Origin of the sequence: Streptomyces sp. NPDC097595 (assembly GCF_044761525.1) — a bacterium.
GTDB classification, from domain to species: domain Bacteria; phylum Actinomycetota; class Actinomycetes; order Streptomycetales; family Streptomycetaceae; genus Streptomyces; species Streptomyces drozdowiczii_A.
In genome coordinates this window covers 257,035-273,079 of record NZ_JBIWCN010000002.1, presented here as the reverse complement: position 1 = coordinate 273,079, position 16,045 = coordinate 257,035, and the positions used below count along the sequence as shown (strand labels likewise).

At 73.0% G+C, this 16,045-nt stretch carries 11 protein-coding genes; 2 read left to right on the top strand and 9 right to left on the bottom strand.

The features are described from left to right. Positions 1-48 precede the first annotated feature (48 nt). Positions 49-1,230, top strand: coding sequence for a PQQ-dependent sugar dehydrogenase (locus tag ACIQZN_RS03860; protein ID WP_403988447.1), 1,182 nt, complete (start codon positions 49-51; stop codon positions 1,228-1,230). Between the two features lie 12 nt (positions 1,231-1,242). Here the strand turns inward: ACIQZN_RS03860 and ACIQZN_RS03855 are convergent, their stop codons facing one another. The 4 genes from ACIQZN_RS03855 to ACIQZN_RS03840 form a co-directional block, all read right to left on the bottom strand. After that, positions 1,243-4,371 carry an AAA family ATPase gene (locus ACIQZN_RS03855; protein ID WP_403988035.1) on the bottom strand — a complete coding sequence of 1,043 codons (3,129 nt, stop codon included), beginning with the start codon at positions 4,369-4,371 and terminating at the stop codon, positions 1,243-1,245. 76 nt (positions 4,372-4,447) lie between these two features. Next, positions 4,448-4,639: a hypothetical protein gene (locus tag ACIQZN_RS03850; RefSeq protein ID WP_403988032.1), complete on the bottom strand. Its 192-nt coding sequence runs from the start codon at positions 4,637-4,639 to the stop codon at positions 4,448-4,450. A 224-nt stretch (positions 4,640-4,863) separates the two neighbouring features. Then, complete coding sequence (locus tag ACIQZN_RS03845; protein WP_403988029.1) at positions 4,864-5,460, bottom strand: hypothetical protein; 597 nt, start codon at positions 5,458-5,460, stop codon at positions 4,864-4,866. A 64-nt stretch (positions 5,461-5,524) separates the two neighbouring features. Then, positions 5,525-7,738, bottom strand: a complete 2,214-nt coding sequence (locus ACIQZN_RS03840) for an MMPL family transporter (protein ID WP_403988026.1) — start codon at positions 7,736-7,738, stop codon at positions 5,525-5,527. 281 nt (positions 7,739-8,019) lie between these two features. Here ACIQZN_RS03840 and ACIQZN_RS03835 point away from each other — a divergent pair, with 281 nt between their 5' ends. Further along, the gene (locus ACIQZN_RS03835; protein WP_403988023.1) at positions 8,020-9,798 is read left to right on the top strand and encodes a protein kinase; all 1,779 of its coding nucleotides are present in this window, start codon (positions 8,020-8,022) and stop codon (positions 9,796-9,798) included. A 58-nt stretch (positions 9,799-9,856) separates the two neighbouring features. On the opposite strand, the gene gatB is transcribed toward ACIQZN_RS03835, so the two are convergent. The 5 genes from gatB to ACIQZN_RS03810 form a co-directional block, all read right to left on the bottom strand. Next, positions 9,857-11,365 (bottom strand): Asp-tRNA(Asn)/Glu-tRNA(Gln) amidotransferase subunit GatB, encoded by a 1,509-nt coding sequence (gene gatB / locus ACIQZN_RS03830; protein WP_403988020.1) that lies wholly within the window; start codon positions 11,363-11,365, stop codon positions 9,857-9,859. 15 nt (positions 11,366-11,380) lie between these two features. Further along, positions 11,381-11,623: a hypothetical protein gene (locus tag ACIQZN_RS03825; RefSeq protein ID WP_073963825.1), complete on the bottom strand. Its 243-nt coding sequence runs from the start codon at positions 11,621-11,623 to the stop codon at positions 11,381-11,383. Beyond that, entirely contained in the window at positions 11,620-13,122 is a 1,503-nt protein-coding gene (gatA, locus tag ACIQZN_RS03820; protein ID WP_403988017.1) for an Asp-tRNA(Asn)/Glu-tRNA(Gln) amidotransferase subunit GatA, read from the bottom strand. Before gatA ends, ACIQZN_RS03825 begins: the two co-directional genes overlap by 4 nt. 5 nt (positions 13,123-13,127) lie before the next feature. Next, a complete protein-coding gene (gene gatC / locus ACIQZN_RS03815) occupies positions 13,128-13,424 on the bottom strand; it encodes an Asp-tRNA(Asn)/Glu-tRNA(Gln) amidotransferase subunit GatC (RefSeq protein ID WP_018102521.1) in 297 nt (98 codons plus the stop codon). A 249-nt stretch (positions 13,425-13,673) separates the two neighbouring features. Then, positions 13,674-15,848 (bottom strand): putative bifunctional diguanylate cyclase/phosphodiesterase, encoded by a 2,175-nt coding sequence (locus ACIQZN_RS03810; protein WP_403988014.1) that lies wholly within the window; start codon positions 15,846-15,848, stop codon positions 13,674-13,676. Positions 15,849-16,045 lie beyond the last annotated feature (197 nt).

Genomic DNA, 16,045 nt, shown 5'->3' with positions numbered 1-16,045 from the left:
AGGCTTACGGGGCACGGCCGGGGCGGCCCGGGGGCGCGGCGGGGCGCGGTGGCCGTGCTGGCGGCCGGCGCCCTTCTGATGGCCGCCGGGTGCAGCTCCGAGGGGGGCGCGGGGAGTCCGGCGGGCGCGAGTTCACCGGCCCACTCCCCCTCCGCCTCGGCCACCGGGTCCCCCTCCCCGTCGCCGTCCGTCTCGCGCCCCCCGGCCGACCAGCCCCCCGCCAAGGGCTCGGCGAAGGTGGTCTCGACGCTCACCGAGGGGCTGAAGTCCCCTTGGGGGCTCGCCGCGCTCCCCGGCGGCGACCTCCTGGTGGGCTCCCGGGACAAGGGCACGATCACCCGGATCGACGCGAAGACCGGCAAGAAGAAGCTCCTCGGCACAGTCCCCGGGGTCGCCCCGGCCGGTGAGGGCGGGTTGCTCGGCCTCGCCGTATCGCCCGACTTCGGCACGGACCACCAGGTGTACGCGTACTTCACCACCGCGTCGGACAACCGCATCGCCCGCATGATCTACGACGAGAACGGCTCGCCCGGGCAGCTGCTCGGCGCCCCGGACACCATCCTGCGCGGCATCCCCAAGGGGCAGATCCACAACGGCGGCCGGATCGCCTTCGGCCCGGACCGCGCGCTGTACGCGGGCACGGGCGAGACCGGCGACGACGGCCGGGCCCAGGACCAGAAGTCCCTGGCGGGCAAGATCCTGCGGATGACGCCCGACGGCGAGCCGCTGCACGGCAACCCGGAGGCCGACTCCGTGGTGTATTCGTACGGGCACCGCAATGTCCAGGGCCTCGCCTGGGACGCGGAGAAGCGGCTGTGGGCCTCCGAGTTCGGCCAGGACACCTGGGACGAGCTGAATCTGATCGAGCCGGGCGGCAACTACGGCTGGCCGGACGTCGAGGGCACCGCGCACCAGAAGGGCTTCCACGACCCGGTCGCGCAGTGGAAGACCTCCGAGGCGTCGCCGAGCGGCATCGCGTACGTCAAGGGCTCGATCTGGATGGCCGGGCTGCGGGGCGAACGGCTGTGGCGCATCCCGCTCTCCCGCGAGGACGGGGCCGCCGACGAGCCCCTGGCGGACCCGCAGGCGTTCCTGGAGGGCGAGTACGGCCGGCTGCGCACGGTGCTCGCGGCGGGCGGCGACAAGCTGTGGCTGGTCACGAGCGAGACGGACAGCCGGGGCACGCCGAAGCCCGGCGACGACAAGATCCTGCTGGTGCAGGTCAGGTAGCCGCCGGACGCCTCACCGGTGCTCGGGCACCGGGTAGAGCCGCAGCCGGTGGGCCAGGGCCGCTGCCTCGCCCCGGCCGGTCACACCCAGCTTGGCCAGGATGTTGGAGACGTGGACGCTCGCGGTCTTCGGCGAGATGTACAGCTCCTCGGCGATCCGGCGGTTGGTGAGGCCCGCCGCGACCAGCCGGTGGACGTCCTGCTCGCGCGGGGTCAGCCCGAAGGACTCCACCGCGGCCGCGGCGGCCCGCAGTTGCTCGTCGGAGGGGTCCCGGGCGGGCCCGGGCTCGTCCGGGACGACGACCGCGGCCGGGATCTCCTCGGCCTCGCCGCCCGTCCCGGCCAGGGCGATGCGGGCGCGGCCGGCCAGCAGCTCGATGGTCTCGGTGAGCGGGCGGGCCCCGAGCCGGACGGCGGTGGTGTGCGCGTCGCGCAGCAGCCCGGTGGCGGCGGCCCGGTCACCGGAGGCGACGAGCAGCGCCTCCGCCCAGCGGTGGTGGATCTGCGCAAGCTCGTACGGACGGTGCAGCGGGGTGAACGCCCGGGCGGCGCCCTCCCAGTGGTCCGGGGTGTCGGTGCCCTCGGCCCTGGCCAGCTCCGCCTCGACCAAAAGGGCGTAGGCGGACCAGACCGGGACGAGGACCGGCAGCCGCTTGAGGTGGCTGCGGACCAGGCCGAGGACGGCGGGGCGGCCCGGCTCGGTGGCGGGCAGGCCCCGTGCGTCGGCCTCGGCCGCCGCGACGGCGTGCAGCATGGGGAAGGCGTAGCGCTGGGTGCCGGTGGGGAAGCCCTCGGCGGCCTGTGCTTCGAAGGCGGCGCGTGCCTCGGGCAGCCGGCCCTGCCGCACGGCGATCTGGATGGCGTGGCGTACGGGGTTGATGAAGTGCTGGGGCTGGGGGTCGCTGGAGCCGAAGCAGCGCCGGGTCAGCGCGAGTTGCCGTTCGGCCTCGGCGAGGTCGCCCCGAGCGACGGCGAGTTCGGTACGGCGGGAGGCGACCAGCCCCTGGGACTTGCGGGACAGCGACTTGCGGGCGGCGGCCTCCGTGGTGGCCGCGGCCTCGTCCCAGCGGCCCAGCGAGAACAGCGACATCGCCTGGTTGGTACGGACCCACGCCTCCATGTCCGCGACTCCGTGCTCGTGGCAGATGCGGATGCCGTGGTCGGCGGCGGCCACCGCTTCCAGGGAGCGGCCCATGGCCTCCAGCGTGGAGGGCAGGTTGATGCTGGCCCGGCCCATGATGTCGATGAGGCCGAGCTCGTCGGCCCGGTCGCGCACGGTGTACATCTCGGCGATGCCCTCGTCCACGGCGCCCGCGTCCGCGTTGAGCCAGCCCCGGGTGAGCCGGGCGTGCAGCCCGATGTACTCGTCGCCGACGAGCTGGGCGTACTCCACGGCCCGTTCGGCGGCGGCCAGGGTCTCGGCGCCGGGGCGGTGCAGGGCGCCCCAGCCGGCCACCAGCATCAGGACGAAGGCGTGCACCTTCGACGGGGGCAGGCCCCGGACCAGCCGCTCGGCGGTGGCCAGCTCCTCCCAGCCGTCGCCGCGCGTCAGGTCCTGGACGAGGCGGGAGCGCTGGACCCAGAACCAGGCGGCGCGCAGCGCGTCGTCCTCGCCCTCCAGGAGGCGCAGGGCCTTCTTGCAGACGGCGAAGGCCCGTTCGCGCTCTCCGCCGAGGCGGGCGGCGACGGTGGCCTCGGCCATCAGGTCGAGATAGGTCAGCGGGGTCGAGGCGTCCCGCCCGCAGGTCGGGTAGACCTCGGCGTAGTCGATGGGGCGCAGGGTGCGGCGGACGTCCTCGGGGACGTCGTCCCACAGCTCCAAGGCCCGTTCGAGGAGGCGCAGCTGCTCGGCGTAGGCGTTGCGGCGGCGGGCCCGGACCGATGCCTTGAGGACGGCGGGCAGCGCCTTGGCGGCGTCGTGCGCGCCGTACCAGTAGCTGGCGAGGCGGGTCGCGCGCTCGTCGGCGGGGACGAGGGCGGGGTCGGCCTCCAGCGCCTGTGCGTACCGCCGGTTGAGGCGGGAGCGCTCGCCGGGGAGCAGGTCGTCGCTGACGGCCTCGCGGACCAGGGAGTGGCGGAAGCGGTAGCCGTCGCCCTCGGGGGTGGTCAGGAGCAGGTTGGCGCCGACGGCGGTGCGCAGCGCGGCGATGAGGTCGTCCTCGCTGAGTCCGGCGACGGCGGCGAGCAGTTCGTACTCGACGGCGGAGCCGCCCTCGGCGACGATCCGGGCGACCTTCTGGGCGTCCGGGGACAGGGTCTCGACCCGGACGAGGAGGAGGTCGCGCAGCGAGTCGGGCAGGCCGTCGCCGTCCCCGTCGCCGCACTCCAGGATGCAGGCCAGCTCCTCCACGAAGAAGGCGTTGCCGTCGGAGCGCTCGAATATCTCGTCCACCAGGGCGGGGTCGGGGGTGTCCGCGAGGATGCCGGCGAGCTGGCGGCGGACCTCGGAGCGGGTGAACCGGGAGAGTTCGATGCGGCGGACCGTGCGGAGCCGGTCGATCTCCGCGAGGAGGGGGCGCAGGGGGTGGCGGCGGTGGATGTCGTCGGCGCGGTAGGTGCCGACGACGACGAGGCGGCCGCTGCGCAGGGTGCGGAAGAGGTAGGCGAGGAGGTGGCGGGTGGAGGAGTCCGCCCAGTGCAGGTCCTCCAGGACGAGGACGACGGCCCGGTCGGCGGAGATCCGTTCCAGGAGCCGGACGGTCAGTTCGAAGAGGCGGGCGGTGCCGAGCTCGTCGTTGCCGTCGCGGCCGGTCTCGCCGAGCTCGGGGAGGAGCCGGGCCAGTTCGCCCTCCTGGCCGGCGCAGGCGGCGGCCATCTCGTCGGGCAGGGCGCGGCGCAGGGCGCGCAGGGCGGTGGAGAAGGGGGCGTACGGCAGGCCGTCGGCGCCGATCTCCACGCAGCCGCCGACGGCGACGACGGCGTCACGGCGGGCGGCGAGGGCGAGGAACTCCTCGACGAGGCGGGTCTTGCCGACGCCGGCCTCGCCGCCGATGAGCAGGGCCTGGGGCGCGCCGGAGAACCCTCCGGCGGGGCCGGAGGGTTCCTTGGTGGCGCGGGTGAGCGCGCCGGTGAGCGAGTTGAGTTCGCCGGTGCGGCCGACGAACACGGGGCTGACTGACCTGGTCTCCACGTGGGCGAGCATCGCACACGGGTCCGACCGTGCGGACGGAATTTGCCGTGGGCCGAACGGCCCCCGGCCCCGGTCCACTTCCGCCGCCTTACGCGGCGTGCGTGAACCGGTCCCGTACGCCGCTGGTACTCACCGGCCTCTCCGCCTCCTGGCGTGCGGTCCGGCGGGCGGCGCGGCGCGTGACGCGGCGGGCGCGGGTCGCTTCGCCGGCGAGGCGCTGGAGGTCGGCGCGGCGCAGGAGTTCGGCGTGCATGACCTTGTGGAGTTCGTACTCGAACATGGGATGTCCCCCTGGGTTGAGGGTCCTTGCGGGCCTCGGTGGCGGCAGTTCCTCCGCCGTGCCACCACTCTCGTCCCCCAGGGGGGTGCGCCACATCGGGCGTGTTCCGCATCTGTGGCGTACGGGCGCCTTAGGTCCGGGGCCGTAGCACCCCTAGGACCGGTGAAACCGCCCGGACATGCCTTAGTCCGTGGTGCCGGAGCCCCGGAACCGTCCTAGCCGCTCTAGCCGCCCGCAGTGGGCAGGGCGACGATGAGGTCGAAGTACATGGCTATGGAGATCAGTACGCCGAGGGTGCCGAGGGCGATGCCGCCCCGGGCGACGGCGCGGACCCAGCCGGCCTGCGGCTGCCGGGCCGGGGCGCCGAACGCGGGCCGGACCAGGACGTAGGTGCCGACCAGCAGGGCGACGAGGCCGAAGAGGCCGTTCACCAGGGCGGTGGAGTGCCAGGCGTCGCCGTAGATCTCGTTGATCTGCTGGGCGGCCGAGCCGCCGGACGAGGTCTTGATCTGGCCGATCAGGGTCTCGCGCTCGGCGGCGACCCGGCCGCTCCAGGCGCCGGTGAGCCCGACGACGCCGAGTCCGGCGGAGACGACGGCGGCGGAGGCGGCGGCGAGCCCCCCGGAGGTCTCCTCGTCGGCGTCGTCGTCGGTCTCCTCGACGACTTCCGGCTCGTCCGCCGGGGTCGTCTCGTCCTGGTCCCGCGGTTCCGGGTTCTCCGCGACGGCGCGGTCGGTCTTCTCGGTCGTCTCCGTGGTCTCGGTCGGCTCGTCGGTCGTCTTCTCGCCGTCGGTGACGGTCGCGGGCGTGGTGCGGTTCATGCGGCGCACGCTAGGTGCCTCAGATGAGAGGCCCCTTAACGTGCTCCGTCGGCCCGGCGTGCGGTCAGTGGACGCGCTCGGCCGGCTCGTCCTCGTACGTCCGCACACCCGGCACCGGCACCCGCACCACCGGGCGGTCCGGCGGCTCGATGCTGAGGCGGGGCAGCCGGCGCTCCAGCCAGCCGGGGAGCCACCAGTTGGCGCCGCCCAGCAGGTGCATGAGGGCCGGGACGAGCAGGGTGCGCAGCACGAAGGCGTCCAGCGCGACGGCCGCCGCGAGGGCGATGCCGAACATCGCGATGACGCGGTCGCCGCTGAGGACGAAGGCGAGGAACACCGAGATCATGATCACGGCGGCCGAGTTGATCACCCGGCTCGTCTCGGCGAGGCCCACCCGGACCGCGCGCCGGTTGTCGCGGGTCTCCAGCCACTCCTCGTACATCCGGCCGACCAGGAAGACCTGGTAGTCCATGGAGAGGCCGAAGAGCACGGAGACCATGATCACCGGCAGGAAGGGTTCGATGGGGCCCGGGCTGCCGAGGCCCAGCAGCTCGCTGCCCCAGCCCCACTGGAAGATCGCGACGACGACGCCGAACGACGAGGCGACCGCCGCGACGTTCATCGCCGCCGCCTTCAGCGGGATGCCGACGGACCGGAAGGCCAGCAGCAGGAGCAGGCAGCCGAGCCCTATGACGACGCCGATGAACAGCGGCAGCTTGCCGATGATGATCTGCGCGAAGTCGTCGTAGCTGGCCGTGACCCCGCCCACATGGGTCTCCAGCGAGGTGTTGTCGGCGGCCTTCGGCAGGACGTCCGTACGCAGCCGCTCCACGAGGTCGCTGGTCGCGCGGGACTGCGGGGCCGAGTCGGGGACGACGGTGATGTACGCGGTGTCGCCTCCGGCGTTGTACGTCACCGGGTGGGCCCAGGCCACCCCGTCGACCGTGCGCAGGGTGGCCGGCAGGGCGTCCATCGCGAGCCGGTCGTCGGCGCCGTCCAGGTGTGCGGCGACGGTGAGCGGTCCGTTGACGCCGGGGCCGAAGCCGTCGGCGAGCAGGTCGTACGCCTGCCGGGTGGTCGAGGACTTCGCGTTGTTGCCCTGGTCGGAGCTGCCGAGGTGGAGCGAGAAGGTGGGCAGCGCGAGGACCAGCATCACCACGGCGGCCACCGCGCCCAGCAGCTTGGGGTGCCGCTCCACGAAGGCGGACCAGCGGGCGGCGAACCCGGTGGGCGGCTCGGGCTGCGGCCCGTGTGCGGCGAGCCGGGCCCGTTCGCGCCGGCTGAGCGCCCGCAGTCCGATGAGCGAGAGGAGGGCCGGCAGCAGGGTCACCGAGGCGGCCACGGTGAGGACGACGGTGAGCGAGGCGGCGATGGCCACGCCGTTGAGGAAGCTCAGGCGCAGGATCAGCATGCCGAGGAGCGCGATGCAGACGGTGGCCCCGGCGAAGACCACGGCCCGCCCGGTCGTCGCCACCGCGTGCTGCGCGGCCTCCGGCACGGTCATGCCGCGCCGCAGCCCTCTGCGGTGCCGGGTGACGATGAACAGGGCGTAGTCGATGCCCACCCCGAGCCCTATCAGCATGCCGAGCATGGGCGCGAAGTCGGCGACGGTCATCAGGTGTCCGAGGAGCACGATGCCCGCGTACGCCGTGCCGACCGAGACGAGCGCGGTGGCGATGGGCAGCATGCTCGCGGCGAGGGAGCCGAAGGCGAGGAAGAGCACGACGGCCGCGACGCCGACCCCGATGACCTCGCTGAGATGCGCGGCGTGCGCCTCGGTGAGCCCGACGGCCTGGCCGCCCAGCTCGACGCGCAGATGCGGGCTCTCGGCCGCCTTCGCGGTGTCCACGACCGCTCGCGCCTGCGCCACGGGCACGTCGTCGGCGCGCTGGTCGAAGGTGACGGTGGCGTACGCGGTGTGCCCGTCGGTGCTGATCTGCGCGGCGCCGGTCTCCGTGTACGGGCTGTCGACCGCCCCGACCCCGGGCAGCTGCTCCACGGCGTGCAGGGTGCGGGTCATCTTCTGCTCGACGTCGGTGGCCCGGACCGTGGAGTCCGCGGTGCGCCAGACGATGGTGTCGGTGTCCCCGCCGAGATCGGTGAACCCGCTCTTCAGCAGCTCCGCGGCCCGCCCGGACTCGGTGCCGGGTGCCTCGTAGTCGTTGGTGTACGCGGACCCCGCGAACGCCGCGGCGGCGGCCGTGCCCCCGAGGGCGAGCAGCCAGATCAGGACGGCGATGAGGCGGTGCGTGACGCACCAGCGGGCGATGGCAGCCAAGGGGACGTGCTCCCTGCGGGTTCGTGGTCTCCGCAACCGGCGGAAGCCGCCCGCGGGAGAACGCATGACCTGAGAACGGCCACTCTCGCAGCCATTCGAGATCATTTGCCCGTTTCGTGGGGAGGCTCACAGCGGGCACATCCCCTTATGGGCGACATCGGTGCCGCCGTATGCCGCGCCCCCGCCGGGACCGCACCTACACCGTTACGCGCCCAGGACACCGCTCCCCGCATCGGCGCGGTTACCTTATGAACCGTCAACTACCATCCCCGGGGGGATCCTTGACCAGCGCCGCACATCACATCGGGCCGGATTCGGCACCCGACCGGTACCGCCTGCTCAATTCCATCGGCAGGGGCGGCGAGGCCGTCCTCTACCGAGCGGAGATCGAGCTCGAAGGCGCGCCCGAGACCGTGGTCGTGAAGGTACTCGACTCCAGGACCACGATCACCATCGAGCAGTTCCAGCGCCTCAGCACGAAGTGGCGGGAGCAGGCCGAGTTACTGCGCTTCGTGAGTCGGCCGGGGGTCGTCGGCGTCCGCGAGCACTTCGAGGGGCCCCCGATCCACGGCGCCGGGAACGCCTCGACGGCCGCCGGGCGCGCCCTGGTCCTGGTCATGAACCACGTCGACGGGCTCGACCTGCGGGACTGGCGCGCCGAGCGGACCCTCACCACCCACGCCGAGCGGCGCGAGGTCCTGCGGGCCCTGGAGCAGATCGCGGACGTGCTGGACTGGCTGCACAGCGGCCGGGCCACCCCGTCCGGACGCACGGTCGTCCACGGCGACCTCTCCCCCGGCAACATCATGGTCGACGGACACGGCCAGGCCACGCTGGTGGACTTCGGGCTGAGCAAGCTCACCGCGGACCACCAGACGGCCGAGGTCTGGTTCACCCCCGGCTACGCCGCCCCCGAGGTCTTCGAGGGCAAGCGGACCCCGGGCACCGACCGGTACGCGTTCGGCGCGATCGCCTACTTCCTGATCAGCGGCCAGGCCCCGCCCGGCACACCCGAGCAGCTGCGCGCCGCGCTGAGCGCCCTGCCGCAGGTGGCCGCGGCCGCCCCGGAGCGCCGGGAGCGCATCCTCGCCGTCTGCGCGGCCGAGGCGGGGCAGCGGCCGGAGAGCCTGTCCGGCTGGATGAAGGACCTGCGCTCGGCGGTGGGGTCGACCACGGTCACCGGCACCTCGTCGGCGGAGTCCGTACGGGACGCCCCGCCGGCGTCCGTACCGCCGCTCCCGCTGATGCCGCCGCCGGTGGACCCGCCCGGCTTCCCGCCGCCGATCACCGCGTCCCACGCCCCCGGGGTGCCGCTGCCCACCACGGTCAACCCGGGCCCGTCGACGGCCGGGTACACCGCCGGGCCGTTCCCGGCCCCGGTTCCTGCTCCGGTCGCGCCGCCGAAGAAGCGCCGCCGGCTGCTGCGGATCGCGCTTCCCATGGTCGCCGTGGTGGTGCTCGCCGCGCTGGGCACGTGGGGCCTCCAGGCCCTGAAGGACGACGGCGACAGGACGAAGGCCGGGGGCACCGCCTCCCCGAAGTCGTCCGCCCCGAAGACCCCGCCCGCGACGGAGGAGGAGACGCCCGGGGCCGGGGAGCCGGGAGCGGAGGACGGCGCCACCGACACCGGGTCCCCGGAGCAGACGGACCCCGGCGCAGTGGACGAAGCTTCGGAGGTCTCGCTGACGACGATGCGCACCGTGGCCGATCCGGAGCTCTTCACGGTGGGCTCGGCGAAGGTCGACACGCATGTGTACGACGACGCCTACATGGCCACCCCGGAGTGCGACACGTCGCCGTACGTGGAGTTCGACCTCAACCGGGAGTGGAAGACCTTCGAGGTCACCGTCGGGATCGATGACGGCTCCAACTGGGAGTCGGGGCGGCTCACCATCAAGTTGGACCACGATCCGAACCCCCTCTGGGCGGAGAAGATCGAGCTCGGCGAGCCGCAGAAGCTGTCGCTGAAGGTGGAGAACGCCCTGCGGCTGCGCATCAGCGTGGACGAGGACTGCTCCGGCGCCATCGTGGCCCTGGGCTCCCCCGTGCTGAAGCGCTGAGCACACGACAGCGGTGCACCCGAAGGACGGGTGCACCGCTGTGTGCTGCGGAAACGCGTCAGCCCTCGACGCCCAGCTTCTCCAGGATCAGCTCGCGGACGCGGGCCGCGTCCGCCTGGCCGCGGGTCGCCTTCATGACCGCGCCGACCAGCGCGCCGGCCGCCGCGACCTTGCCGCCGCGGATCTTGTCCGCGATGGCGGCGTTGCCCGCGATGGCCTCGTCCACGGCGGTGGACAGCGCGCCCTCGTCGGAGACGACCTTCAGGCCGCGCTTCTCGACCACGGTGTCCGGGTCGCCCTCGCCGGCGAGCACGCCCTCCAGGACCTGGCGGGCGAGCTTGTCGTTGAGGTCGCCCGTGGCGACGAGCTCGGCGACCCGGGCGACCTGCGCCGGGGTGACGGGCAGCTCGTCCAGGCCGCGGCCGGTCTCGTTGGCGTTACGGGCCAGCTCGCCCATCCACCACTTCCGGGCCTGGTCCGAGGGGGCGCCCGCCTCGGTCGTGGCGACGATCAGGTCGACCGCGCCCGCGTTGAGGATGGACTGCATGTCGTGCTCGGAGACGCCCCACTCCTCCTTGAGCCGGGCACGGCGCAGCCGCGGCAGCTCCGGGAGGCCCTTGCGCAGCTCCTCGACCCAGTCACGGGCCGGGGCGACCGGCACGAGGTCGGGCTCGGGGAAGTAGCGGTAGTCCTCGGCGTTGTCCTTGATGCGGCCGGCCGTGGTGGAGCCGTCCTCCTCGTGGAAGTGCCGGGTCTCCTGCACGATCGTCCCGCCGGAGTTCAGCACCGCGGCGTGGCGCTGGATCTCGAAGCGGGCGGCGCGCTCGACGGAACGCAGCGAGTTCACGTTCTTCGTCTCGGAGCGCGTACCGAACGTCTCGGTGCCGTTCGGGCGCAGCGACAGGTTGACGTCGCAGCGCATCTGGCCCATCTCCATGCGGGCCTCGGAGACGCCGAGCGCCTTGATGAGCTCGCGCAGCTCGGCGACGTACGCCTTGGCGACCTCGGGGGCGCGTGCGCCCGCTCCCTCGATCGGCTTGGTGACGATCTCGATGAGCGGGATGCCCGCGCGGTTGTAGTCGAGCAGGGAGTGGGACGCGCCGTGGATACGGCCGGTGGCGCCGCCGACGTGCGTCGACTTGCCGGTGTCCTCCTCCATGTGGGCGCGCTCGATCTGCACCCGGAAGATCTCGCCGTCCTCCAGCTGGACGTCCAGATAGCCGTTGAAGGCGATCGGCTCGTCGTACTGGGAGGTCTGGAAGTTCTTCGGCATGTCCGGATAGAAGTAGTTCTTCCGGGCGAAGCGGCACCACTCGGCGATCTCGCAGTTCAGCGCGAGGCCGATCTTGATCGCCGACTCCACGCCGATCTCGTTGACGACCGGCAGCGCGCCGGGCAGCCCGAGGCAGACCGGGCAGGTCTGCGTGTTGGCGTCCTGCCCCAGCTCGGTGGAGCAGCCGCAGAACATCTTCGTCTTGGTGCCGAGCTCCACATGGACCTCAAGGCCCATGACGGGGTCGTACGTCGCGAGGGCGTCCTCGTACGACTCCAGGTCGATGACAGTCACGGAAAACTTTCCCTCTCAGCCCAGCAGTACGTCGTCGTCGCCGAGACGCTTCAGTTCGCGATAGAGGATCGCGAGGCCGGTGGCGATGGCGGCGGCGGACACGGCGGCGTCGATGAGGCGGAGCGTGTCGTTGTCCGAGCGGGCCAGCTTCGCCTGCTTGGCGACGCTGAGCGCTCCGAAGGCGGTGGTCGCCATCGACACGTACAGCCCGGTCTTCGACTTCTTGAAGTTCTTGGCCTTCTTGGTCATGGCGCTCATAGCGACGGAGCCTCCTCGATCAGCGGGTGTCCCCACTTTTCCACGAAAGCGGCCTCGACGGCGGCTCCGACCTTGTACAGCCGGTCGTCCTTCATCGCCGGGGCGATGATCTGGAGCCCGACGGGCAGGCCGTCCTCGGGGGCCAGGCCGCAGGGCAGCGACATGGCGGCGTTGCCGGCGAGGTTGGTCGGGATGGTGCACAGGTCGGCCAGGTACATCGCCATCGGGTCGTCGGCGCGCTCGCCGATCGGGAAGGCGGTGGTCGGCGTGGTCGGCGAGACGATCACATCGACCTGCTCGAACGCCTGCTCGAACTCGCGCGTGATCAGCGTACGGACCTTCTGCGCGGAGCCGTAGTACGCGTCGTAGTAGCCGGAGCTGAGCGCGTACGTACCGAGGATGATGCGGCGCTTGACCTCGTCGCCGAAGCCGGCCTCGCGGGTGAGCGCGGTGACGTCCTCGGCGGACTTCGTGCCGTCGTCCCCGACGCGCAGGCCGTAGCGCATGGCGTCGAACCGGGCGAGGTTCGAGGAGCACTCGGACGGCGCGATCAGGTAGTACGCCGAAAGGGCGAGGTCGAACGTCGGGCAGTCCAGCTCGACGACCGTGGCGCCGAGCGACTTCAGCAGCTCGACCGACTCGTTGAAGCGCTGGACGACACCGGCCTGGTAGCCCTCGCCGGAGAACTGCTTGACGACGCCGACGCGCATGCCCTGGACGGAGCCGTTGCGCGCGGCCTCCACGACCGGCGGCACCGGCGCGTCGATCGACGTCGAGTCCATCGGGTCGTGCCCGGCGATCGCCTCGTGCAGCAGGGCCGCGTCCAGGACCGTGCGGGCGCAGGGGCCGCCCTGGTCGAGGGAGGACGAGAAGGCGACCATGCCGTAGCGGGAGACCCCGCCGTAGGTGGGCTTCACGCCGACCGTGCCGGTGACGGCGGCGGGCTGGCGGATGGAGCCGCCGGTGTCCGTGCCGATGGCGAGCGGGGCCTCGAAGGAGGCGAGGGCGGCGGAGGAGCCGCCGCCGGAGCCGCCCGGGATGCGGGTGAGGTCCCAGGGGTTGCCGGTGGGGCCGTAGGCGCTGTTCTCGGTGGAGGACCCCATGGCGAACTCGTCCATGTTGGTCTTGCCGAGGATGACCACGTCGGCGGCCTTCAGCCTCTGCGTGAGGGTCGCGTCGTACGGCGGGACCCAGCCCTCCAGGATCTTCGAGCCGACGGTGGTCGGCATGTCCTTCGTGGTGAAGATGTCCTTGAGCGCGAGCGGGACGCCGGCCAGCGGGCCCAGCTTCTCGCCGGCCGCCTTCTTGGCGTCCACGGCACGGGCCTGGGCGAGCGCGCCCTCGCGGTCGACGTGCAGGAAGGCGTGCACCTTCTCGTCGACGGCGTCGATCCGGGCGAGGTGGGCCTCGGTGACCTGGACGGCGGTGAGCTCGCCGGAGGCGATCTTCGCGGCGATCTCGGCCGCGGTGAGCTTGATGATGCTGCTGATGTCCGTCATGGCAGTCAGTCCTCCCCCAGGATCTGCGGCACCTTGAAACGCTGCTGCTCCTGGGCCGGGGCGCCGGAGAGCGCCTGCTCGGGGGTGAGAGACGGACGGACGACGTCCGCCCGCATGACGTTCGTCAGCGGCAGCGGGTGGGAGGTCGGCGGTACGTCTTGGTCGGCGACCTCGGAGACGCGGGCGACCGCGCCGATGATGTCGTCGAGCTGACCGGCGAAGTGATCGAGCTCTTCGCCCTTCAGCTCCAGACGCGCCAGCCGGGCGAGGTGGGCGACCTCCTCGCGCGTGATGCCAGGCATGCAGCGATCCTCAGGGGTTGGTGTGTGGTTTGCCGGGGGTCGGCGGCACATTTCCACCGTCCGTCCGAAGGACGGGCCGCGCGGCGTCTGGCGCGTGCGCTCGCAAGGCGCCGGAGCGCCCTTGTGGCGGAGCCACTCGGGCGTTTCGGCAACGCGGCGAGCGTGCGTGCCAGGCGTCGCGCGGCAGGTGGAAATGTGCCGCCGGCCCCCAATCCTATGGGGTCGGCCGCACGGCTGAGGACAGGGTTTCTACGTGGTCGCCGGGCGCGGGCCCGTCGTGCGGCCGGAGGGGCGCTGTTCCAGCTCGGCCGCCGGGGCCGCGGGCGCCGCGGCGGGGGCGGGGGCGCCGGCCCCCGCTGCCGCCGCCAGTTCGGCCGGGCGGCGCCAGCCGTGCTCGCCCCGGGCCCGCAGCCAGGCGGTGGTCTCCTGGGGCGGCATCGCGGCCGCCACCAGCCAGCCCTGGACCGCGTCGCACCGCAGGTCCCGCAGCCGCTCCCACGTCTCGTCGTCCTCGACGCCCTCGGCGACGACCAGGAGCCCGAGCGAGTGGGCCAGGTCGATGGTGCAGCGGACGATCTCCGCGTCCTCGTGGTCGATGGCGAGCCGGGCCACGAAGGAGCGGTCGATCTTCAGCTCGCTGACCGGCAGCCGGCGCAGATGGACCAGCGAGGAATACCCGGTGCCGAAGTCGTCCAGGGACATCTTCACGCCGTGCCCGGTCAGCCCGGCGAGCGTGTCCGCCGCCCGCTGCGGGTCCTCCAGGAGCACGTGCTCCGTTATCTCCAGCTGGAGCGCTCCCGCCGGGACGCCGTGCCGGGCGAGCCGGGCCGCGACGCCGCCGGCGAACCCGGGGGTGTGCACATCGCGCGGCGACACGTTGACCGCGACGGGCACGAAGAGGCCCTGGGCCCGCCACCGGGCGACCTGGGCGAGCGCCGTCTCCAGGACGTACTCCGTGAGGTGCGGCATCAGCCCGGACGACTCCGCGATGGCGATGAACTCGTCCGGGGGCACTCTGCCGCGCTCCGGGTGCACCCAGCGCACCAGCGCCTCAAGCCCGGCGACCTGGCCGTCGAAGCGGACCTTGGGCTGGTAGTGCAGCTCCACCTCGCCCGCGTCCAGCGCGCGGCGCAGGTCGCCGAGGAGGCCGAGCCGGTCCGGGGTGTTGCTGTCGCGCTTGGACTCGTACACCTCCACGCCGGTGCGGTCCCGCTTGGCCTGGTACATCGCCACGTCGGCCCGGCGCAGCAGGCCCTCCGCGTCCAGCGCGTGGTCCGGGAAGACGGCGACGCCCGCGCTGGCCTCCAGGACCAGGGTCAGCCCGTCGAGGTCCAGCGGGGAGGACAGCTCGGCGACCAGGTGGCGGGCGACGCGCTGGGCGCTGGTGGTGGAGTCGGCGGTGGGCAGCAGCACCGCGAACTCGTCGCCGCCGAGCCGGGCCGCCTCCGCGCCGCGCGGCAGGGCGAGCCGGAGCCGCTCCGCGATCTGGAGCAGCAGCCGGTCGCCGGCCAGGTGGCCGAGGGTGTCGTTGACGGCCCGGAAGCGGTCGAGGTCGATGAGGACCAGGGCGACCCGGCTGCCGACGCTCTCCGCCTCCTCCAGCGCGGTCCAGGTCCGCTCCAGCAGCCACTGGCGGTTCGGCAGCCCGGTGAGCGGGTCCTTCAACTGCTCCTCGGCCCGGGCGCGGGCGATCCACAGCGTGGAGTCGAGCGCGATCAGCGGCACCGCGAAGAGCGGCAGCAGGACCGGCCGGGCCATCGCGACGACGCAGATCAGCGGGGCGATGCCGAGCAGGGCGACCGCGACGAGGCCCTGGCGCAGCATCGCGGTGCGGGCGACGGTGGGCAGGCCGCCGCCGGGCTGGGCCCGCGAGTACCACAGCAGGACCCGGGTGACGAGGAGATAGGTGGCGGCGGCGAGCAGGACTTCCGGGACGGCGTCGATGCCCCAGTCGAGCGGCCGCCAGGGCGTCTCGACGGACTGCACCTCGCCGAACACGGCGAGCATCAGCGCCGCCGCGCCGACCCCGAGGATGTCCACGGCCCCGTGCAGCAGCCCCTGCCACCAGCGGTGTCTGCGGGCGACGCCGACGAGGACGACCACGACGAGGCTGACCAGTCCGGCCGGCACCCAGCCGTACAGCAGCAGGACCGCCAGGGTGAGGGCGGCGCCGGAGCCGGTGCCGCCCCACCAGCGGTCGCGGCCGAGCGCGACGAGGTGGCCGACGACGATGCCGGTGAGGACGGCGAGCGACCAGCCGGCCCGGCCGTCCGGGAAGAGGGCGCGGCCCTGACTGAGGGCGCGGGAGAAGCCGGTCGCGAGCTGGATCGTGGCAAGGGCCACCACGACGGCGCCCACTTTGGGCGCGGGTCCCACGAAACCTTGCAGCCGCGCCACCGGTGCGGCGCTCTCGGTCGGTTTCATTCCGTCCCTCTCACAGCCGGCGATGCCGATGTCACCCGATGAATGCGTGCCGTGCCACGACGCACCCCGGCCCCGCCCGGTGGCCAGGTTCGAGGGCGTGTCCGACCACAGTAGGCCGCGGAGGGCTGCTACGGGCAGCGGTCTACGGGTCTTGCCCAAATGCGAACCGACTATCCGTCAGCATCTGGTATGCGCCG